The organism is Corynebacterium bovis DSM 20582 = CIP 54.80, assembly GCF_030408615.1.
GTDB classification, from domain to species: Bacteria; Actinomycetota; Actinomycetes; order Mycobacteriales; family Mycobacteriaceae; genus Corynebacterium; species Corynebacterium bovis.
Window position 1 is genome coordinate 1,673,622 of record NZ_CP047187.1, and the last position, 21,510, is coordinate 1,695,131.

Annotated in this window: 17 protein-coding genes; 10 read left to right on the forward strand and 7 right to left on the reverse strand. The window is 73.8% G+C overall.

Going from position 1 to position 21,510, the window contains the following annotated elements; translation table 11 throughout:
- Positions 1-62: 62 nt before the first annotated feature.
- Complete coding sequence (locus CBOVI_RS06780; protein ID WP_029157719.1) at positions 63-422, reverse strand: HesB/IscA family protein; 360 nt, start codon at positions 420-422, stop codon at positions 63-65.
- A 297-nt stretch (positions 423-719) separates the two neighbouring features.
- Here CBOVI_RS06780 and CBOVI_RS06785 point away from each other — a divergent pair, with 297 nt between their 5' ends.
- Both CBOVI_RS06785 and CBOVI_RS06790 read left to right on the forward strand, forming a co-directional pair.
- Complete coding sequence (locus CBOVI_RS06785) at positions 720-1,487, forward strand: DUF3043 domain-containing protein (RefSeq protein ID WP_010265579.1); 768 nt, start codon at positions 720-722, stop codon at positions 1,485-1,487.
- Complete coding sequence (locus tag CBOVI_RS06790; protein ID WP_183273616.1) at positions 1,484-2,650, forward strand: nicotinate-nucleotide--dimethylbenzimidazole phosphoribosyltransferase; 1,167 nt, start codon at positions 1,484-1,486, stop codon at positions 2,648-2,650. Before CBOVI_RS06785 ends, CBOVI_RS06790 begins: the two co-directional genes overlap by 4 nt.
- 96 nt (positions 2,651-2,746) lie before the next feature.
- Here CBOVI_RS06790 and CBOVI_RS06795 read toward each other — a convergent pair whose 3' ends face one another.
- Positions 2,747-3,622: a DUF4190 domain-containing protein gene (locus CBOVI_RS06795; protein WP_125186212.1), complete on the reverse strand. Its 876-nt coding sequence runs from the start codon at positions 3,620-3,622 to the stop codon at positions 2,747-2,749.
- An 82-nt stretch (positions 3,623-3,704) separates the two neighbouring features.
- On the reverse strand, positions 3,705-4,865 hold the full coding sequence (locus CBOVI_RS06800) for a branched-chain amino acid aminotransferase (protein ID WP_010266754.1): 1,161 nt from the start codon (positions 4,863-4,865) through the stop codon (positions 3,705-3,707).
- A 78-nt stretch (positions 4,866-4,943) separates the two neighbouring features.
- Between CBOVI_RS06800 and CBOVI_RS06805 the strand changes: the two genes are divergently transcribed.
- Complete coding sequence (locus CBOVI_RS06805; RefSeq protein ID WP_010266750.1) at positions 4,944-6,539, forward strand: leucyl aminopeptidase; 1,596 nt, start codon at positions 4,944-4,946, stop codon at positions 6,537-6,539.
- A 36-nt stretch (positions 6,540-6,575) separates the two neighbouring features.
- Here CBOVI_RS06805 and CBOVI_RS06810 read toward each other — a convergent pair whose 3' ends face one another.
- Positions 6,576-7,010, reverse strand: coding sequence for an oxidoreductase (locus CBOVI_RS06810; protein WP_125187302.1), 435 nt, complete (start codon positions 7,008-7,010; stop codon positions 6,576-6,578).
- 346 nt (positions 7,011-7,356) lie between these two features.
- On the opposite strand from CBOVI_RS06810, the gene sucB reads away from it, so the two are divergent.
- The 4 genes from sucB to CBOVI_RS06830 all read left to right on the forward strand — a co-directional run bounded on the left by sucB (position 7,357) and on the right by CBOVI_RS06830 (position 12,146).
- Positions 7,357-9,153, forward strand: coding sequence for a 2-oxoglutarate dehydrogenase, E2 component, dihydrolipoamide succinyltransferase (gene sucB / locus CBOVI_RS06815; RefSeq protein WP_029157862.1), 1,797 nt, complete (start codon positions 7,357-7,359; stop codon positions 9,151-9,153).
- A gap of 238 nt (positions 9,154-9,391) precedes the next feature.
- Positions 9,392-10,168 (forward strand): lipoyl(octanoyl) transferase LipB, encoded by a 777-nt coding sequence (gene lipB / locus CBOVI_RS06820; RefSeq protein WP_010268580.1) that lies wholly within the window; start codon positions 9,392-9,394, stop codon positions 10,166-10,168.
- 43 nt (positions 10,169-10,211) lie between these two features.
- A complete protein-coding gene (lipA, locus tag CBOVI_RS06825) occupies positions 10,212-11,255 on the forward strand; it encodes a lipoyl synthase (RefSeq protein ID WP_029157863.1) in 1,044 nt (347 codons plus the stop codon).
- Between the two features lie 117 nt (positions 11,256-11,372).
- A complete protein-coding gene (locus tag CBOVI_RS06830; protein ID WP_010268587.1) occupies positions 11,373-12,146 on the forward strand; it encodes a DUF4191 domain-containing protein in 774 nt (257 codons plus the stop codon).
- 84 nt (positions 12,147-12,230) lie between these two features.
- Here CBOVI_RS06830 and CBOVI_RS06835 read toward each other — a convergent pair whose 3' ends face one another.
- Positions 12,231-12,716: an RDD family protein gene (locus CBOVI_RS06835; protein WP_010274834.1), complete on the reverse strand. Its 486-nt coding sequence runs from the start codon at positions 12,714-12,716 to the stop codon at positions 12,231-12,233.
- Positions 12,717-13,061: 345 nt separating this feature from the next.
- On the opposite strand from CBOVI_RS06835, the gene glnA reads away from it, so the two are divergent.
- Both glnA and CBOVI_RS06845 read left to right on the forward strand, forming a co-directional pair.
- Positions 13,062-14,498 (forward strand): type I glutamate--ammonia ligase, encoded by a 1,437-nt coding sequence (glnA, locus tag CBOVI_RS06840; protein ID WP_010274832.1) that lies wholly within the window; start codon positions 13,062-13,064, stop codon positions 14,496-14,498.
- 398 nt (positions 14,499-14,896) lie between these two features.
- Entirely contained in the window at positions 14,897-16,639 is a 1,743-nt protein-coding gene (locus tag CBOVI_RS06845; RefSeq protein ID WP_125196920.1) for a hypothetical protein, read from the forward strand.
- A gap of 100 nt (positions 16,640-16,739) precedes the next feature.
- Here CBOVI_RS06845 and CBOVI_RS06850 read toward each other — a convergent pair whose 3' ends face one another.
- The gene (locus CBOVI_RS06850) at positions 16,740-18,692 is read right to left on the reverse strand and encodes a gamma-glutamyltransferase (protein ID WP_125186787.1); all 1,953 of its coding nucleotides are present in this window, start codon (positions 18,690-18,692) and stop codon (positions 16,740-16,742) included.
- Positions 18,693-19,185: 493 nt separating this feature from the next.
- On the reverse strand, positions 19,186-19,989 hold the full coding sequence (locus CBOVI_RS06855) for a trimeric intracellular cation channel family protein (protein WP_125186400.1): 804 nt from the start codon (positions 19,987-19,989) through the stop codon (positions 19,186-19,188).
- Between the two features lie 103 nt (positions 19,990-20,092).
- Here CBOVI_RS06855 and CBOVI_RS06860 point away from each other — a divergent pair, with 103 nt between their 5' ends.
- Positions 20,093-21,424, forward strand: coding sequence for an Nramp family divalent metal transporter (locus CBOVI_RS06860; protein ID WP_232625909.1), 1,332 nt, complete (start codon positions 20,093-20,095; stop codon positions 21,422-21,424).
- The last annotated feature ends 86 nt before the right edge of the window (positions 21,425-21,510 follow it).

Below are 21,510 nucleotides of genomic sequence, written 5' to 3' on the forward strand. Positions count from 1 at the left end.
GCGTCCGTCGTCCGGCCGGTCCTGTCAGGACCGCCGGGTCACGGTGAACCCGTTCCTCCGGATCAGCTGAAGGAGTCGCCGCAGGCGCAGGAGCCGGTGGCGTTGGGGTTGTCGATCGTGAATCCCTGGGACTCGATGGTGTCCGAGAAGTCGATGCGCGCACCGGTCAGGTACGGAGCGGACATCCGGTCGACGACGAGCGTGACGTTGTCGAACGTGTCGACAAGGTCGCCGTCGAGCGAACGGTCGTCGAAGAACAGCTGGTAGCGCAGGCCCGCGCACCCGCCCGGCTGGACGGCGATGCGGAGCGAGAGATCGTCCCGGCCCTCCTGGGCCAGCAGAGCGCCGGCCTTCTGCGCGGCGGCCTCAGTGAGCACGACACCGGTCGCGGTGGCCGGGGCAGTCGTTTGTGGAGCAGTCATGAATCCTCCTCGGTGGGTTAGACGGAGTCCACGGTACCCCGTCGTCTTCCCTCAACGCCACACCCCGCCGGACCATTCCGTGCCCGGGGCACCGATCCGTCACGCCCCCCGCCCGGGGCACGGTACGGTCCCTCCTCCGCGCGGGCCGCTGAGCGGCCCCTCCCGCCCGGGGCACTGATCCGTCGCGCCCCCGCCCGGGCGGACCGTCCCCCGCGGCGTCGGGGCGTCGACCCCCTCCCCCGGCCTCCACGGGACCTCCTTTGCCGCCCCGCCGGACGCTCATCTAGCCTGGACAGCGTGAAGATCCCCTCCTGGAAGTCCCGGACCTCGGGCGACGAGTCGACGACCACCGCTGACGGACACGACGCCGCGACCGCCGTCCCGGTGTCGGCGCAGGCAGACACCGGGGGCCCCGACCCCGACGAGACCGACGCCGCCGCCCTGCCGAAGAGCCGCACGCCGAAGAAGGGCCGCCCGACCCCGAAGCGCAACGAGGTCGAGCGGCGCGCCGGCGTCCGGAAGTCGCCGTACGACGCCCCGCTCACCCCCGCCGAGGCCCGCAAGCGCCGCAAGGAGGCCAAGGCCTCCATGTCGCGCGAGGAGTACAAGGCCATGAAGCGCCGCGACCGGGAGAAGGCCGCGGCGGCGCGCCGGACGGCCAACGAGCGCATGATGGCCGGCGACGAGCGGTACCTCATGCCCCGCGACCGGGGCGAGGTCCGGAAGTTCGTCCGCGACTGGGTCGACTCGCACCGGTATCTCATGAACTTCTTCATGCCCGTCGCCCTCGTGGTGCTCGTCATCATGTTCGTCGGCCTGAAGGTCCCGGCGGTGTCCCAGACCGTGTCGATCGTCCTCATGGTCCTCGTCATCGTCATGGCGGTCGAGGGCCTGCTGCTCGGCCGGCGGGTCAACCGGGAGGCGCGGGACCGGTTCCCGGGGACGACGGAGACGGGCGTGGGCCTCGGCTTCTACGCCTTCAGCCGGGCGACGATGATCCGGCGGATGCGCACCCCGGCCCCGCAGGTCGCGGTCGGTGAGGTCCCCGGGGGCCGGTCGCGGTGACCGGCGACCCGGTGACGTTCGGTGACGTCACGCCCCCCGACGACGACGCCGCCCGCGCCGCACTGACCCGGCTCGCCGGGGTCGCCGTCCCGGCCGGTGCCGGCGCCACGGTCCGCACCCCGGAGCCCGCGGTCGCGCGGGTCGCCGGGTGGCTCGCCGCCCGCGGGTCGTCGGCCTCCGACTGCCGGCTCGTCATCTTCGCCGGGGACAACGGGGTCGTCACCGACGGGCCCCGGGACGGGGGGCGCGTCACCCTGCTGCCGGAGGGGTTCTCGTCCGACGCCGCGGACGCCGTCGGGGACGGCTCGGCACCGGTCGTCGCCCTCGCCCACCGGGTCGACGCCGCGCTCCGCCTCGTCGACACCAACCTCCACCGCGGCCCGGCCGTGACCGGCGCCGCCGCCGACGGCCCCTCGGACGGGGACCGGGACCGGTGGCGCGTGCGGGACAGCTCCGGCGCGGTCGACCGGGAGGACGCGATGTCGGACGACGAGCTCGAGGCGGCCCTGCGGGTCGGCCGGGACGTCGCCGACCGGGAGATCGACGGTGGGGCTGACCTGCTGCCCACCGGGGAGATCGGCGCGGGGCTCACGACGGTCGCCGCGACGGTCGTCTGCGCCGTCTGCCGTGCCGAACCCGTGCGTGCCGTCGGCCCGGGGGCCGGGGTCGACGACACGACGTGGCGGTCGAAGGTGGCCGTCATCCGGGACGCGCTCTTCCGCGTCCGCCGGCACCGCGACAGCCCGAGGGCGCTCCTGCGGAGCGTGACCTCCCCCGCGGTCGCGGCGGAGGCCGCGTTCATCGCCCACGCGGCGGAGCGGCGGACCCCCGTCGTGCTCGACGGTGTCGCCTCCGCGGCGGCCGCGGTGGTCGCGGATCTGCTCTGCCCGGGTGCCCGGTCCTGGTGTCTGCCGGCCCACGCGGCGGCGGAGCCCGCGCACCGCATCGCGATGACACACCTCGGGGCCGAGCCGGTCGTCCCGGGCGACCTCGGGTTGTCCCAGGGCGCGGCCGCCCTCCAGGTGCTGCCGGTCCTCCGGACGGCCTGCGCGCTCGCCGCGGGGCCGGAGTCCGACGGGGACGGGGACCGGCCGGCGGAGCCGGACGGGGCTGCGGACCGGTCGGCGAACCGGGGCGGGGGCGGGGATCCGGCCCACCACTGACCGGCGGGGCCGCGTCCCGCCGGTCAGTGGTGGGCCGCCGGACCGCCGGTCGCCGCTCGCCGGACCGCCGGACGGCCGGCCGCCCCCCTGCCCCCGTCAGGTCCGCGACAGGTCCGCGGCGTCGGCCCCCGGCTGCCAGGTGGCGGGGTCGTCGAGCCCGCCGGGGACGCCCGGGGCCTCCGCGCCCGGCAGCGGCGCCTCGGTCATCTGGCGGAGGAGATCGTCGAGCTCCTTCCCGAGCTTCTCGAGGTCGTCATCGGTGACGTCCCCGGGGGCGGTGTCGGGGGCCCGGGCGGGACCGGGGTCGGGGACCCCGCCGGTCGGGTCGGGCACGGTACCCGTCCAGGGCACGGCCGACGGCGGGGTGGAGTCCAGCAGGTCGCTGACGGTGCTGGTCAGGCACCGGCTCGACCGGCTGCCCACGAGCGCCGAGCAGCCGTCGCTCAGCTCGGAGATGATGTACATGAATCCGCCGATGAGCACGGCCGACATGATGAAGCCGATGACACCGGTGACGATGCCGGCCACGGCCAGGCCCGTCGGGCGCAGCCGGGTCCGCGCCGAGGACACCGCCAGAGCGCCGAGGATCACGGCCGCGAGGCCGAGGATGATCCCCACAGGGGAGACGACGATGGCGAGGACGCCGAGGGTGAGGGCGACGACAGCGAGCGGACCGTGGTTCTGGGACGGGCCCACGACGGGCGCGACCGCCGGGACCCCCGCCGGCGACGTCCCGACCGGGACGGGCGTGACCCCCTGGGACGCCCCCGGCGTCGGGGCCCCGGCCACGGCCGGGCCCCAGTCCCCCGGACGGCCGGCGGGAGCGCCACCGGGGTAGCCGGCGGAACCGGCACCGGGACCGCCACCGGGGTAGCCGGCGCCGCGGTCGGTGCGGTAGCCCGGGGGGAAGATCTGGGTCGGGGCCACGTCCGGGGACGCTGGCCGGCGCTCATCGCGGGGATCGTTCGTCATGGCGACGAGTGTAGGGCTTCAGCTCAGCTGTCCGCCGTATTTGACCGCCCCGCCGTGCCGCCCCGGTGTCGCGTCGCCGCGGTCAGGCCTCCCCGGCCGGGATGAGCGTGTGCATCCAGCCGTGCGCGTCCTCGACCGTGCCGCGCTGGATGCCCGTGAGAATCGACCGGAGGCGCATCGTGACCTCCCCGGTGCGTCCGTCGTCGACGGTGAACTCTCCACCCGGGTAGCGCACGGTCCCGACCGGGGTGATGACGGCGGCGGTCCCGCAGGCGAAGACCTCGCTGAGCTCCCCGTTGCCCGCGGCCTGCTCCCACTCCTCGGCGCTGATCCGGCGCTCGACGACGTTCATGCCGAGGTCCCGCGCCACCTGCAGCAGGGACGCCCGGGTCACCCCGGGAAGCAGCGACCCGGACAGCTCCGGGGTGATGAGCTCGGCGTTGTCGCCCCGGCCGAAGACGAACGCGAGGTTCATCCCGCCCATCTCCTCGATCCACTTGCGCTCGACGGCGTCGAGCCACACGACCTGGTCGCAGCCCTGTTCCTCGGCCTCGCGCTGGGCGGAGAGGGACGCGGCGTAGTTGCCCGCGCACTTCGCCGCCCCGGTGCCGCCGGGGGCGGCCCGGACGTAGTCCGTCGACAGCCACACGCTGACCGGGTTGATCCCGCCGCTGAAGTACGCCCCGGCCGGGGACGCGATGACGTAGAAGGTGTACTCCGACGACGGGTGCACCCCCAGGCCGGTCCCCCGGGAGATCATGACGGGCCGGATGTACAGGGCCTCCTCGCCACCCGCGGCGGGGACCCAGTCGCGGTCGACGTCGACGAGCCCCCGGACCGCCCCGAGGAACAGGTCGTCCGGCAGCTCCGGCATCGCGAGACGCCGGGCGGACGCCCGCATCCGGTCCGCGTTCCGGTCCGGCCGGAAGGTCGCCAGGGACCCGTCGGGCTGCCGGTAGACCTTGAGCCCCTCGAAGATGGCCTGGCCGTAGTGGAGCACCGACGTCGCGGGGTCGAGGGTGAGCGGGCCGTAGGGCACGATACGGGCGTCGTGCCAGCCCTCCTCCTCGTTCCAGTCGATGACGGCCATGTGGTCCGTCATGTACCGGCCGAACCCGGGGTCCGCGAGGATCCGCTCGCGCTCCTCCGGGGAGGTGGGGTCCGGGTTCAGGGTGACGGCGAAGGACGGGGCCGGGGCCGGGGACGCTGAACTGGGTGCTGACGGGGACGAAGCGGTCGACATGAGGTGTAGCTTAGTCCCCACACGTCGGCTCCGGCACCTGACCCCCGGAGCCGTTCCGCGACGAAAGGACCTTTCTGCATGGCCTCGGACACGACCTCCCTGCCCCTCCCCGCCCGCGGTGCGGTACCGCACCTGGCGCTCGCGGACAGCGTGCCCACCGGCCCCGACGGCCCGGACACCCTCGTCGTCCCGGTCTTCACCGGGGAGTCCGGCATCGAGGTCGGTGGCACCGCGGCCTCCCCCGTGCCGGAGCCCGCCCAGGTGGAGCTGTGGAAGATGCTCGTCGCGGTCGGGGCCACCGGGTCCCGGGGTGAGGTGACGACGCTGCCCGCCGTCGAGGGCACCGACGTGACGACGATCCTCGCGGTCGGTCTCGGCGACGCGGACACCGTGACGTCGGACGACATCCGCGCCGCCGCCGGCACCGCGTCCCGGTCGCTGCGGTCCGCGCGCCACGTCGCGAGCCTCCTCGGCCTGCTCGACCTGCCGGCCGCCGTCGAGGGCCACGCCCTCGGCGCGTACCGCTACGACGGCCAGAAGGCCGCCGACCCCGACCGCACGGACGTCGGCACGGTGACGGTCGTCGGCCGCGGTGAGGACGCCGCGGAGCGGTTCACCCACGCCTGCGCCGTCGTCGAGGCCGTGACCCTCGCCCGTGACCTCGTCAACGCCCCCGCGAACGCGCTGTACCCGGAGAGCTACGCCGAGGTCGTGCGCGCCGCGACGACGGGCACCGGGGTCACGGTCGAGGTTCTCGACGAGCACCAGCTGGAGGAGCAGGGCTTCGGCGGGATCGTCGGCGTCGGGCGGGGCTCCGCGCGTCCCCCGCGCCTGGTCCGCATGACGTGGTCGCCCGAGGGTGACCGGTCCGCCGGCGACGGGGACGCCGCGGACGGGGCGGCGCCGACCGTCGCGCTCGTCGGCAAGGGCATCACCTTCGACACCGGCGGGATCTCGCTGAAGCCCGGGGCGTCGATGGACGCGATGATCTCGGACATGGGCGGGTCGGCGGCGGTCATCGCCTCCGTCATCGCCGCCGCGGAACTCGACCTGCCGCTGACGGTCACGGCGACGGTGCCGCTCGCCGAGAACATGCCCGACGGGAACGCCACCCGGCCCGGTGACGTGCTGCGCCACTACAACGGGACGACGACCGAGGTGCTCAACACCGACGCCGAGGGGCGGCTCGTCCTCGCCGACGCGATCGCCCGCGCCTGCGAGGACAACCCCCGGTACCTCATCGAGACGGCCACGCTCACGGGGGCGCAGCTCGTCGCCCTCGGCGACCGCACCCCGGGGATCATGGGCAGCCCGGCGTTCCGGGACGCCGTCGCCGGGATCTCCCGGGAGGTCGGCGAGAACGCGTGGCCGATGCCGCTGCCGCCGGAGCTCAACGAGGCGCTGACCTCGGACGTCGCGGACATCCGCAACATCAGCGGGTCGCGGTCCGGCGGGATGCTCGTCGCCGGCCACTACCTCGGCCGGTTCGTCACCGAGGGCGTGGAGTGGGTGCACATCGACGTCGCCGGCCCGGCGTACAACACCGGGTCCGCCTACGGCTACACCCCGAAGCGCGGCACCGGGGTGCCGGTGCGGACGATCATCGCCACGCTGGAGTGGCTCGCCGCCGGCGGGACGACCGCCGACGACGGGGAGGAGCCGGCCGGCGAGTGACCCCTCCCGGCCGGGGGTGCCGGGGCCCGTGGGGCCTCAGTCCCCCGCCCCGGTCCCGCCGTCCTCCCGCAGGTCGCGGAGCCGCTCGCGGCGCTCCATCTGCTCGAGCCGCCGGCGGACGATCCGGTCCCGTTCCATGCGGTCACGCATCCGCTGCGGGTAGCCCGTCTCCTCGGCGAAGTAGAGGGGGACGCCGGTCGCGGAGGCGACGTCGTCGATCCCCCGGGGACCGCCGATCGGCCGGCGGGTCCACTCCCCATGACCGTCGACGAAGACGACGGACATCTCGTTGACCAGCGTCTCCGGTTCCACGAACCCCTCCACGCCCGTCCGCGCCGCGGCCCAGGCGCGCAGGTGGTCGCGGGCCTCCGGGGTCACGGTCCCCCCGGACCGCCCGGCCCCGCCGGGGCGTCCCGCGCCGCCGGCACCACCCGGGCCCCGGTCGTTCCGCCGTCGAAAGAAGTTGAACACGGGCGACAAGTCTACGTCACACCCGCCGCGCGTGGGCGGTCCGGCGGGCGCCCCCGCACCCGACGGCGACGGGCACCGGCGGGTGGTGCCCGCATCCGGTGGCCACCGTGCCCCGCGGGTGGTGCCCGCATCCGGTGGAGACCGTGCCCTGCGGGTCGTCCCCGGACCCGGTGGCCACCGTGCCCCGCGGGTGTCCCCCGCACCCGACGGCGACGGGCACCGGCGGGGTGCGCACCGCCCCGAGCGGCTCCGTCGACCCCTTCCCCGTCGGCGACGGCGCTGCCGATGTAGTATTCGGTGCAGAGACCACACCTGTACTTCTCGCTTTCTTTAGGAGCTTCACACCATGGCGCATTCCGTCGAAATGCCCGAACTGGGCGAATCAGTCACCGAGGGGACGATCACCCAGTGGCTCAAGAGCGTCGGCGACACCGTCGAGGTCGATGAGCCGTTGCTCGAGGTCTCGACCGACAAGGTCGACACCGAGATCCCGGCGCCCGTCGCAGGGACGCTGCTGAAGATCCTCGCCGAGGAGGACGACACCGTGGACGTCGGCGCCGTCATCGCCGAGATCGGCGACAGCGACGAGGCGCCCTCCGGTGACGACGCCGACGACTCCGGCAGCTCCGACTCCGACAACGCCGCGGACGCCGGCAGCTCCGACTCCGACGAGGCCTCCGACGACGACGGGGCCGACAGCTCCGCCTCCGACGACAGCTCGGACGACGCGGCCGCCTCCGACGACTCCGGCTCCGCGGCCCCGTCCGGGTCGGGCGACGCCACCGACGTCACGATGCCCGAGCTCGGCGAGTCCGTGTCCGAGGGCACCATCACCCAGTGGCTGAAGAGCGTCGGCGACACCGTCGCCGTCGACGAGCCGCTGCTCGAGGTCTCGACCGACAAGGTCGACACCGAGGTCCCGTCGCCGGTCGAGGGCACGCTCCTCGAGATCCTGGCGCAGGAGGACGACACGGTGGACGTCGGCGCGGTCATCGCGCGCGTCGGCGACGCGTCCGCCGCCCCGTCCGGCGGGGACTCCGCCGGCACGGACGGGAAGGACGAGGACACGGCGGAGAAGGCCGAGGAGAAGGCCCCGGAGAAGGCCGAGGAGAAGAGCGAGGACACGAGCGAGAAGAAGGCCCCGGAGGCGCCGGCCGCGTCGTCCTCGTCGTCGCAGTCCTCCGCGGGCACCGAGCCGGGCGAGGGCTCCCTCCCCTACGTCACCCCGCTCGTCCGCAAGCTCGCCGAGAAGCACAAGGTCGACCTCTCGAAGGTCACCGGCTCCGGTGTCGGCGGCCGCATCCGCAAGCAGGACGTGCTCGCCGCGGCCGAGGACACGACGCCGGCGACGGGTGCCGCCGGGGCGGGCTCCCCGGCCGGCTCCCGCGCCTCGACGAAGTCCGTCGACCGCGCCAAGGCCGAGCTCCGCGGGACGACCCGCAAGGTCAACCGCATCCGGGCCATCACGGCGAAGACGACCCTCACGTCGCTGCACTCCGCCGCCCAGCTCACGCAGGTCCACGAGGTCGACATGACCCACGTCGCCGAGCTGCGCAAGGCCCGCAAGCAGGCGTTCCGGGACGCGCACGGCGTGAACCTCACGTACCTGCCGTTCTTCGCCAAGGCGATCGTCGAGGCCCTCGTCTCCCACCCGAACATCAACGCGTCCTACAACGCGGAGACGCAGGAGATGACCTACCACGACAAGGTCAACCTCGGCATCGCCGTGGACACCCCGGAGGGCCTGCTCTCCCCGGTCATCCACGACGCCCAGGACATGAGCCTGCCCGAGCTCGCGAAGGCGATCGTCGACCTCGCCGACCGGGCCCGGAACAAGAAGCTCAAGCCGAACGACATCGCGGGCGGCACGTTCACGATCACGAACATCGGCTCCGAGGGTGCTCTCACCGACACCCCGATCCTCGTCCCGCCGCAGGCCGCGATGATCGGCACCGGTGCCATCGTCAAGCGCCCGGTCGTCATCTCCGAGGACGACTCGGACTCGATCGCGATCCGCCAGATGGTGCTGCTCCCGATGACCTACGACCACCAGGTCATCGACGGTGCCGACGCCGGCCGCTTCCTCACGACGGTCCGCGACCGCCTCGAGACCGCGGACTTCGAGGACGACCTCGGACTGTAACCGTCCGTGACCCGGCGCCCCGCCGGGACGGCCCCACGCGGCCGCCCTCGGGCGTCACCGGCCCCGGCCCCCACCCCCGACACCACGGGGCGGGGCCGGGGCCGTCGTCGTCCCGTGGCCGTGGTCCCGTGGCCGTGGTCCCGTGACCGTGGTCCCGTGACCGTGGTCCCCCGCCAGTCGTCCCCGCCGGTCGTCCCCCGGCCCACCGCCGCCGCAGCCCGGCGTACACTCCCGTGACATGGGATTCCAGAAGGGTTCGATCCGCCGCAGCACCGACGCCGTCGTCGTCGAGGATCTCGGGACCGTCGACTACATGACCGCCTGGCACCACCAGGCCGAACTCGCCCGGTCCCGCGCGGACGGCGACGCCCCGGACACGCTCATCACCCTCCAGCACCCGGCGACGTACACCGCCGGACGGCGGACACAACCCGAGGACCTGCCCACCAACGGGCTGCCCGTCATCGACGTCGACCGCGGCGGCCGGATCACCTGGCACGGCCCCGGGCAGCTCGTCGTCTACCCCGTCGTCGCCCTGGCGAACCCCGTCGACGTCGTCGACTACGTCCGGCGCCTCGAGGAGGCCGTCATCCACACGTGCCGGGACCTCGGGCTCGACGACGTCGGCCGGGTCGAGGGCCGGTCGGGGGTGTGGCTGCCCGCCGGGGTGGTCGACGGCGTCCCCGTCGCCGCGCGGAAGGTCGCCGCGGTGGGGATCCGGGTGACCCGCGGGGTCGCGATGCACGGCATCGCCCTGAACTGCGACAACTCGCTGGAGTACTACGGGCACATCGTGCCGTGCGGCCTCTCCGACACCGGGGTGACGACGCTGTCCCGCGAACTCGGCCGCCCGACGACCGTCGCCGACGTCCGGGACGGGCTCGTCGCGGACATCCTCGCCGCGCTCGACGGGGAGCTCCCCCTCACCGGGTCCGACATCCCGGAGGAGCTGGCGCACGGGCCCGTCACCGGCGACCCCGCGGGAGCCACCGGCACCGGTCCCGACGGGCGCTGACGCGGTTGGCCGCCCCCGCGGGGGTAGGCGTACGCTGGGCCGCGTGACTGTTTCAGCTGACGGACGACGACTGCTTCGCATCGAGGCGAAGAACGCGCAGACCCCCATCGAACAGAAGCCGCGGTGGATCCGCACGACGGCGAAGATGGGCCCGGAGTTCCGTGACATGAAGAACCGGGTCGCCGGCGCGGGGCTGCACACCGTCTGCCAGGAGGCCGGGTGCCCCAACATCCACGAGTGCTGGGAGGACCGCGAGGCGTCGTTCCTCATCGGCGGCGACACGTGCTCCCGCCGGTGCGACTTCTGCCAGATCAAGTCCGGCCGCCCCACCCCGCTCGACCGGGACGAGCCGCGGCGCGTCGCGGAGAACATCCGCGAGATGGACCTGCGCTACGCCACGGTGACGGGTGTGACCCGTGACGACCTCGACGACGAGGGCGCATGGCTGTACGCGGAGATCGTGCGGAAGATCCACGAGCTCAACCCGAACACGGGTGTCGAGAACCTCACCCCGGACTTCTCGGCCAAGCCGGACCTGCTCCGGCAGGTCTTCGAGGCCGAGCCGGAGGTCTTCGCCCACAACCTCGAGACCGTGCCGCGGATCTTCAAGCGCATCCGCCCGGCGTTCCGCTACGACCGCTCGCTCGAGGTCATCCGCGCGGCGCGGGACTACGGCCTCGTCACGAAGTCGAACCTCATCCTCGGCATGGGCGAGACCCCGGACGAGGTCCGCTCCGCGCTGCGTGACCTGCACGACGCCGGGACGGACATCATCACCGTCACGCAGTACCTGCGCCCGACGTCGATGCACCACCCCATCGAGCGGTGGGTCAAGCCGGAGGAGTTCATGGAGCACTCCGAGTACGCCCGCGAGCTGGGCTTCGGTGCGGTGATGTCCGGGCCGCTGGTCCGCTCGTCGTACCGCTCCGGCCGGCTGTACGCGGAGGCGAAGGCCTCCCGCGGCGAGCCCCTGCCCGAGAACCTGCGTCACCTCGGTGAGAAGCTCGACGGCACGACGAGCCAGGAGGCCAGCACCCTCCTCGAGAAGTACGGCGCCTCCGAGGACACGCCGGTCGCCGCGCGCTGACCGCCCCTCCCCGCACGCCCGCGGCCGGTGACCGCGCACTGACCGCCGGTCCGGCCGACCGGCCGCCCCCGGACGCGATACCGTGCCGTCGCCGCCCATCCTCTACAGTTGGGCGGTATGGCGAAAGACATCCGGGAGAAGGACAACAAGAAGGCCGAGAAGGCCGCGAAGAAGGCCAGGCGGAAGCAGACCCGCACCCAGCTGTGGCAGGCGTTCCAGCTCCAGCGGAAGCGGGACAAGAAGCTTGTCCCGCTCATGGTGCTCGCCGTTCTCGTCCCGGTCGTGGTGCTCCTCGCCCTGAGTCTCGTCGTCGGGACGTGGTGGCTGAACCTCATCCTCGGCCTCCTCATCGGGGCCGTCCTCGCGATGTTCGTGTTCTCCCGGCGGCTCCAGTCCGGCATGTACCAGCAGATCGAGGGCGAGGCCGGGGCCGCCGGCTGGGCGCTGAGCACCATGCGTGACGGCGTCGGCATGAAGTGGATCACCGAGCAGGCCGTCGCGACGAACACGCACATGGACGCCGTGCACCGGGTCGTCGGCTGCCCCGGCGTCGTGCTCGTCGGCGAGGGCCGGGAGCACCGGGTCCGGCCGATGATCGCCCAGGAGCGCAAGCGGCTGGCCCGGATCCTCGGCGACACGCCGATCTACGACGTCATCGCCGGCGAGGAGGAGGGGCAGGTGCCGGTGAAGAAGCTCCAGTCGCACCTCATGAAGCTGCCCCGCAACATCAAGAAGAACGAGGTCGACGCGCTCAACAGCCGCGTCGTCGCCATCGAGCGGCTCCGCTCCCGGCAGAACCAGCTGCCGAAGGGCCCGGTGCCGAAGGGGGCGAAGGTCAGCGGCGTGAACCGCCGCGCCCGCCGCGCCGCCGCGCGGAACAAGAAGGGCTGACCGCCGGGACCGCCGGGGCCGGGGCCGCCGGGACGGGGACCGCCGGGGTCGGGGCCGCGCCGCGCGCCCCGGCCGTCACCGCCGTCACCGCGTGCGGATGACGGCGCTGCCGGTGAGCCGGTCGTGGATGCCGCGCCCGTCGGTGTCCTGGATCAGCGGGGGGAAGACGATGAGCGACAGCAGCGCGCGGACGACCGCCCGGAGGAGCCCCACGCGCTCGTCGGGCCGGTCGACCCGTGCGACGCCGATGCCGACGACCGCGTGCCCCGGGGACTGGGCGAAGAGCCAGACCGTCACCGTGCGCCAGACGAAGAACAGCACGAGCACGGCCGTCGAGATCGGGATCGAGCGGGGGGTGACCGGGGTGAGGAAAAACGCGATCGCGTAGCAGATCAGCCAGTCGATGAGGAAGGCCCCCATCCGGGAGCCGAGCCGGGCGAGGGACCCCGGCCCCGCCTCCGGCAGCCCCAACCGTTCCCCCCGGTAGGAACTGGGGTTCGACGGGTCCTCGTACTGTCCCGGAACCTGCGGCCCCTCGAGCCACGTGCTGTGTTCGTCCTTGCGCGCCATGATCCCCGAGACTACCTGCCGGGCTGCGCCACGCCGACCGCGAGGCCCCGGTGGTGCCCGGATTCGGCCGCGGAAGGGGGTGCGGCGCGGTGAATGCGGGCCACACCGGGCGGGAAATCCGTAGGCTGGGCGGGTGTGGGTCTCGGGTGACGACGCTGTCCTACGGATGACCTCCGGCCGGACGCGCTCCGAGGCTTAACACGCGGGAAACATTCGATTGACGAACGGGCAACAACAGTTACCTAGTGTTCAGTGCACAGCCTGGTCGGCGACGCGTGGCACACACCCCGTGTCGTGACGACCGAGAGCGACGACCGGGCCAGACATGACTGCAAGGAGTCAACAGTGGCATTCAAGACCGCCGAAGAGGTCACCAAGTTCATCCGGGACAACGACGTCGAGTTCGTCGACGTCCGCTTCACCGACGTGCCGGGTGTCGAGCAGCACTTCACGGTGCCCGCCAGCGCATTCGACGAGGACGCCGTGGAGGAGGGCCTGGCGTTCGACGGATCCTCCGTCCGTGGCTTCACCACCATCGACGAGTCCGACATGGCGCTGCTCCCCGACCTCGCGACGGCGAAGATCGACCCGTTCCGCAAGGCGAAGACCCTGAACATCAAGTTCTTCGTGCACGACCCCTTCACCCGGGAGCCGTTCTCCCGTGACCCCCGGAACGTCGCGCGGAAGGCGGAGGAGTACCTCGCGTCGACGGGCATCGCGGACACCTGCTTCTTCGGTGCCGAGGCGGAGTTCTACCTCTTCGACCGCGTGCGGTACGCCGCGGAGATGAACCACTCCTTCTACGAGGTCGACTCCGTCGAGGGCTGGTGGAACCGCGGCGAGGAGGAGAACCCCGACGGTTCGCCGAACCTCGGCTACAAGACCCGGCCGAAGGGCGGGTACTTCCCCGTCGCCCCGTACGACCACTTCCAGGACCTGCGCGACGAGATCTGCCGGCAGCTCGCCGCCTCCGGCTTCGAGCTCGAGCGGGCGCACCACGAGGTCGGCACCGGTGGCCAGCAGGAGATCAACTACAAGTTCAACACCCTCCTCCACGCCGCGGACGACCTGCAGACGTTCAAGTACATCGTGAAGAACACGGCGTGGGAGGCCGGCCGCTCGGCGACGTTCATGCCGAAGCCGCTCGCCGGCGACAACGGCTCGGGCATGCACGCCCACCAGTCGCTGTGGAAGAACGGCGAGCCGCTGTTCCACGACGAGAACGGCTACGCCGGGCTCTCCGACACCGCCCGCTACTACATCGGCGGCATCCTCCACCACGCCGGCGCGGTCCTCGCGTTCACGAACCCGACGCTGAACTCCTACCACCGGCTCGTGCCGGGCTTCGAGGCCCCGATCAACCTCGTGTACTCGCAGCGCAACCGGTCCGCCGCGGTGCGCATCCCGATCACCGGCTCGAACCCGAAGGCCAAGCGCCTGGAGTTCCGCGCCCCGGACCCGAGCGGCAACCCGTACCTCGGCTTCGCGGCGATGATGCTCGCCGGCCTCGACGGCGTGAAGAACCGCATCGAGCCGCACGCGCCCGTCGACAAGGACCTCTACGAGCTCCCGCCGGAGGAGGCCCGGGACATCCCGCAGGCCCCGACCTCCCTCGAGGCCGCGCTCACCGCGCTCGAGGAGGACAACGACTTCCTCACCGAGGGCGGCGTCTTCACGGACGACCTCATCGACACGTACATCCAGTACAAGTTCGACAACGAGATCTCGCCCGTGCGCCTCCGCCCGACCCCGCAGGAGTTCGAGCTCTACTACGACTGCTGACCGCCGGGTCACACCGTCGTCCGGGACCCCGGGGCCGTTCACCGGCCCCGGGGTTCCCCCGTGTCCGGGGTCGACGCCGCGACGTCGCCGGGGTCGGGTCAGGGCGGGGCCGGGGTCGGGTCTCGGGTCGGAGCCGGGGTCGACGCCGCGACGTCGCCGGGGTCGGGTCGGGGCGGGGCCGGGGGGCGGTGGGGTGCCGACGGCCGGTCGGCCCGCGCCCCGGGCGGGACGCCACGCGGGGCCGGCGACACCGGGGTCGGGGCGGGGCGCTGCGCTACCCTCGCCCACAGGTGGGGAGGACGCGGGACGCGTCGTCCCCTCCCCCGTCCCGCCCCCGGGACCGCTCCGCGACCGGGGCCGGGACCCCCTGACACCAGGAGAGAACAGGACCCCTCACGATGACGACCCTCCCCCGGCCCCGCACCCCACGGGCGGCGGCCACCCCGACCCCGCCGGCCACCCCGATCCGCCGCCGCTCCCGCGCGGCCGCGGCCGTCACCGGCGTCACCCTCACCGGGCTCCTCGCCGCGGTCGCCCCGGCCGCCGGCGCGGCACCCGACTCCCCGCAGCCGGAGATCCCCGCCTCGGCGGGCCCCGCCGCCCCGTGCGTGCCCCTCCTCGGCGACCCCGTGAAGGGCTACGGGCAGTTCCCCCTCGGGCTCACACCCCCGGACTTCGGTGACGCCGGGTACGACGCCCTGCCCCCGACGACGCTCACCGGCCTGCCCGACCGCGTCGACCTGCGGGACTCCACGCAGGGCTTCAACCAGAAGGTCGAGGTCGCGCTCGCCGACGGGCGCCTCGCCGTGCGCCACCCCGGCGACCCGCAGTGGCGGGACATGCCGACGCCGGACTGCCTCGCCGGGAAGATCAGGGGCATCTCCGTCAACGACGACGCCCTCGTCGCCCTCGACGACGACGGCTGGATCTACACCATGAGCAACCTCCAGTCCAGCCCCGACCGCTGGGGCTGGGTCCGGGCCTGGGGCGGGCCCGTGTGGCTCGGCGACGGGATGCAGTCCCCCACGACCGAGCCCGGGACGTGGTCCCTGAGCCTCACCGGCACGCACACCGACCGGACGTACCGCACCCCCGACGGCAAGGACCAGCCGGTGTCCCTCGCGAAGGTCACGCAGCTCGTGGCGCTCGGCGGTGACGGCTCGCACATCTACTCCCTCGACCCGTGGCTCGCGCAGGACTACTCCTACGAGATCGCGACGCCGCACAACGGGCGCTTCCGGGCGGAGTCGGTCTCCGCGTCCGGGTCGGTGGTGTTCATCACCGACCGGTACGGCGACATGTACACCCGGCTGTCCGACTACGACATCAACGGGGCCGACCCCGCCCAGTTCCGCTACACGTGGGACGACGACGACCGCCCCGCCGCGCCCGACGCGCTCACCCACCGGCTCGACCCCCGCACGGCCCCCGTCTCCCTGCCCGGGGACGACTGGACGCACCAGCCGAAGGTGCCCGGCCGGATCACCGGGCGCATCTCGATCCACTCCACCGCACCCGGCTCCGAGAACCGGGAACTGCGCGTCGAGGGCGCCGACGACGCCGGGACGACCGGCTACTGGGCGAAGGCACTGCGCGACGAGACCTGGACGTTCCACCCCACCGGCGCACCGGTGACGGGGACGTGGCTGGAGAACCCCCCGGAGGACCGCAGCGGCGACGTCCTCGCCGAGGACTCCCCGTACAGCTACCACGGTGAACTGCGCCCCGGGGTGGGCCTCGAGATCGACCACTTCGCCTACGCCGCCACCCGGCACGACGCCACCCTCGTCATCGGCGACCGCCGCTACCCCCTGGCCCTCGCCACCGTCGACGGGCGGCTCGGCACGCCGCTCAGCCAGCGGCTCCTGCCGGTCGACGGGGAGTTCGGCGCCCGGCCCGCCGGGCTCGTCAACGGTGTGCCGCGCGACTACGCCGCGGCCGTGTCCGTGCCGCCGGAGACGCGGGACGCCGCCGCGCACGACCCGGAGCTCGCCCGGGTGCTCGCCGAGGACTTCGCCGGGGAGGAGCACCACCAGCTGTTCCTGCGGGTCGAGCCGGACCGGATGCAGGTCATCAACTCCCCCGTGAAGGACGTGGCGGTGCCGCTGCCCGGGCGGACGGCCGTGCTGCCCGCCGTGTGAGCTGACGGGGCCGATCGCGCCCGACCGGGCTGACCGCGGCCGGGCCCGGGCGGGACCCCTGGGCCGGGCGGCAACCGGGTCCCGGGGTGCCGGGTCCCGGTCAGGGGCGCTGCTGCGCCGGGAGGGGCGCGCCCAGCGCGAGGCCCTGGCGGCGCGGGTCCGCGCCCGCGTGGACGCCGCGGCGGCCGACCCGCACGACGGCCGTCCCGCTCTCCCGCGGGCCCGTGTTCACGTCCTGCCCCCAGTCCCCGAGCAGGTCACGGACCTTCCGGAAGTCCGCGTCGTCGAGGTCGCCGCCGGTCTCCATGAAGACGATGTCGCGGCCCTCCGCGCCGAAGTTCGGCATCCGGATGGCCTCGTCCGGCGGCAGCCCCCACTCGAGGACCGCGACGAGGGACTTGATGACGTACGCGGGGATCCCGCGGCCGCCCGGCGAGCCGAGCGCGATGGCCTCCGGGTGCCCGGTCCCGCGCGGCACGCCGCCCTCGACGACGATGACCGGCGCCATCGTCGTCCGCGGGTGCAGCCCCGGGCCCCGGTGGTTGGGCTCGCCCGCCTCGGCGTGGCGGCTGAAGTTGTCCAGCGAGTTGTTGAGGAAGAACCCCTGGCCGGCGATACCGGCGCCGAAGTTCTGCTGGAGGGTCGTCGTGATGTCGGCGATGTCGCCCCGCGCGTCCCGGACGACGATCTGCGACGTGCCCTCCTCCGTCGACTCCTCGTACTCGCCCTCCCCCTCGACCGGGGACGGCTGCGGGGTGTCCATCGTCCGCTTCTGGCGGATGTCGCCCGACCGGTCCTCGAGGAGGCCGCGGTTCGTCACGACGCTGTCCAGGTAGGCCCGGGACCGGTCCGGGTTGTCCCCCGGGTCGGACATCCACGTGTTGCCGTCGGCGAAGGCGATGCGCTCGGCCTCACTGATGAGGTGCACCGCCGTCGCGCGGGGCACGGCCGGGCCGTCACCGGCGGTGTCCGGGGTGAGCCGGGCGACGTGCTTGTGGTCGAGCAGTTGGAGGGCCTCGGCGACGATCATCATGCCCGTCGCCGTCGACGGGGAGCCGCACACCTCGTGCCCCGCGTACGGGGCGCACAGGGCGGGGGCGGCGTCGAGGGGACGGGCGGCGTCGTCCCTCCAGTCCCGGACGAGGTCCCGGCCGCCGCGCGAGCCCCGGCCGTGCGAGGTGAGCAGCGCCTCGATGACGTCGGTGACACCCGGGCCGTCGGCGGCGACGGCGTCGAGGTAGTCCGCGTACGCGGGGTTGCGGACGGTGTCGCCGGCGACGGGGGCACGGCCCCCGACGGTGAGGAACTCCCCCTCGGCGTCCTCCGCGAAGAGGTCGGGGCGGGAGGCCGCCGCGTCCGCGAGCCGGGGGCTCACCGTGAACCCGGACCGGGCGAGGCGGACCGCCGGGGCGACGAGATCCGGCACCGGGCGACTGCCGTGGTCGTGGGCGAGCTGGTGCATCACCCGGTCGGTCTGCGGCACGCCGGCGCGCTGGAGGGTCGACACGCTGCGCAGGTCCTCCCGCTCCCCGGACGGGGCGTGGACGGTGCCGTCGTAGGTGGTGACGTCGCCGGTGCGGCCGTCGAGGTAGGTCACGAGCGCGCCGCCGCCGGGTCCGGAGGACTGGGGTTCGACGAGCCCGAGCACGTACTGCGCGGTGACGGCGGCGTCGGCCGCGGTGCCGCCGGCGAGGAGGACGTCGCAGGCGGCCTTCGTCGCGTAGGGGTTGTTCGTGACGGCGGCGACCGCGCCGGGGTCGGTGCTGTCGGCGCGGAAGTTCGCCGGGTCGATCGCGTCCGAGGTCATGGCGTTCACCGCGTTGTAGGCGTCGTCGTAGCTGCACCCGTGGGGCGCGGCGACGGGGACGGAGGTCTCGGGCTCGTCCGGGGGGCTGTCGCTGCAGGCTGCGAGGGTCGCCGACCCGAGGAGGGCGACGACGACCGCCGCCGTCGTGCGGAGGGTGCGGGCGGGTGCCGGTCGGGGGCCGGGGGTCTCCCGGCCCGGCGTCCGGCCTGGGGTCCTGAGGGCGTGGCGCAGAGGGGTGGAGCGCACGTCGGGGTCCTTTTCGGGGGGTCGTGCCGCGCGGCTCCCGGCGTGCTCACCGCCCGGACGGTCCGCGCTGCGGTGTCGCCGGTCGGCGCACGGGATCGTCGGCCGGTGACCGGTCCCCGGGCCCGCTGCGGCGGGTGGTCAGGTCGTGACGGCACATCTGGTGACACTGTCGGCCACCGTCGATCACTGGGCCGACTGCTGGCCGGCGCTCATGCTATCCGAGTCCCCGGGGCCCGGCAGCCGATCACCCCCGCGGCCGATTCCCGGTGACATATCATCAACCGCACCCCGCCGACCACGGCAAACGGCATTCCGGCGGGCCGCGGGCCCGCCGGGCCGGCGCGGTCCGGCGACGTGCTGCCACCCCGGGACCGACACTGCGGGCCCGCTGCACGCACCCCCGCGGCGGAGGCGTCGGAGGTGCGGCGGTCCCCCGTCAGGTGTGCCGCGGAGGACCGCCGGCGGCGCCCCGGTCACGCGCCCGGCGCGACGGTCAGTCGCGGCCGCCGCCCCGGCGGAACCACGGGCGGTGCCGGGTGAGGCCGCCCCACCACCCGCGCCCCCGCCGCGTCCGTCGGGCGTGCGGTCCCCCGGAGCGGGGACGGTCCCGCAGGCGGAGGCGGGCGTCGGACCCCCTCATCCTGTCGAGCGCCCGGGACAGCCTGTTCTCGGGGGCACGGTGGACCTCCCGCTCCTGGTACTCGAACACCGGCAGCCCCCAGCGGAAGGCGATGGCGACGAGGCGCACGCTCGCCGCGATCCCCAGCGTGACGAGCACGACGGCGAGCTCCGGCATCCCGACGTGTTCGAGCGCCATGTACAGCACGGCGGCGATGAGGGCGATGCTCGCGTAGAGCTCCTCGCTGAAGACGAGCGGCACCCGGTCGCACAGCAGGTCGCGCATGACACCGCCGAAGACGCCGGTGACGACGGCCGAGACCGCGGCGATGACCGCGCCGTGGCCGAGGTCGAGGGCGATCTGGGTGCCGAGGACGGCGAAGACCGACAGCCCGACGGCGTCGAGGACGAGGAACACCGGGCGGAAGTAACGGCCGAGGAACGAGGTGAACACGGTGATGATCGCCGCCGCGATGATGACCAGCAGGTACACCGGGGTCCTCACCCACGTCAGCGGGTAGTGGTCGAGGAGGATGTCCCGGACGGTGCCGCCGCCGATGGCGGTGACGCACGCGACGACCGAGACCCCGAAGAGGTCCATGCGTTGCCGACCCGCCGCGAGGGCGCCGGTGACGGCCTCGGCGGTGATCCCGATGACGTAGAGCACGCTGAGAAGCACCCCGCCACCTTAACGTCCCCGCCGGTCCGCGGTGCCACGTGCCCGCGTTGCGGCAGCACGGGAACAGCGCTAGGATTTTTTCGTTGCTCCGAAAAGATTGTCTATGAGGTTGCGAAACATGGCGTCACCCAGAACTGGAATTGCGGAATCGTCCGTTCGACATGCGCAGGCCACCGGGGCCGCGCGCGGGGCCGGGGACCGGTCCGGGGACGGCTCCGGGCACCGGCACCCGTCCGTGTTCCGGATCCTCGGCCCGGGCTTCGTCGCGGCCATCGCCTACGTCGACCCCGGCAACGTCGCCGCCAACCTCTCCGCCGGGGCCCGGTACGGGTACCTCCTGCTGTGGGTGCTCGTCGTCGCGAACCTCATGGCCGCCGTCGTCCAGTACCTGTCCGCGAAGCTCGGCCTCGTCACCGACCGCAGCCTCACCGCCGTCCTCGCCGGCCACCTCCCCCGCCCCACCCGGTGGATGTTCTGGGCGCAGGCCGAGGTCATCGTCGCGGCGACCGACATCGCCGAGGTCATCGGCGGGGCGGTCGCCCTCCACCTCCTGTTCGGCACCCCGCTCCTCCTCGGGGGGGTCATCGTCGGCGCGGTGTCGGTCGTCCTCCTGCTCGTCCAGGGCGGGCGCACCCAACGGCGGTTCGAGGCCGTCATCGTCGCCTTCCTCGTCGTCATCACCCTCGGGTTCCTCTCCGGGCTCGTCGTCACGGGCGTCGACCCCGCCGGCATGGCCGCCGGGCTGCTCCCCCGCTTCGCCGGCACGGACACGGTCCTCCTCGCCGCGAGCATGCTCGGCGCGACCGTCATGCCCCACGCCGTGTACCTCCACTCCGGCCTCATCCGGGACCGGCGCTTCACCCCGCACGGGGACGCCGGGATGCGCCACCACCTCCGCGCGACGAAGTGGGACGTCGGCCTCGCCCTCCTCATCGCCGGGACCGTGAACATCGCGATGCTCGTCCTCGCCGCGCAGGCGCTGCGCGGGGTCGACGGGACGGACACCATCGACGGCGCCCACCGGGCGGTCGCCGAGCACCTCGGCACCGGCGTCGGCGTCCTCTTCGCCGTCGGCCTCCTCGCCTCCGGCCTCGCCTCGACGTCGGTCGGCTGCTACGCCGGCGACCTCGTCATGAAGGACCTGCTGCGGATCCGGGTCCCCCTCGTGGCCCGCCGGGTCGTCACGCTCGTGCCCGCGCTCGTGCTCCTCGTCTCCGGCGTCGAACCGACCCGGGCGCTCGTCGTGAGCCAGGTGGTGCTCAGCACCGGCCTGCCCTTCGCCCTCGTCCCCCTCGTCATCCTCACCGCCCGCCGGACGGTCATGGGGCGCTGGGTGAACCCCCGGTCCCTCACCGTCGTCGCGTCCGTGGTCTGCGGGGTCATCGTCGTCCTCAACATCGCCCTCATCTGGCTGACCCTCACCGGCCGGGGGTGACCCCCGGGGCCCCGGACACCCGGCGGGGAACGGTGACGCCCGTCGCCGGTGACGACGCCACGCCCCCGCGGGCCCCGCCCCCACGA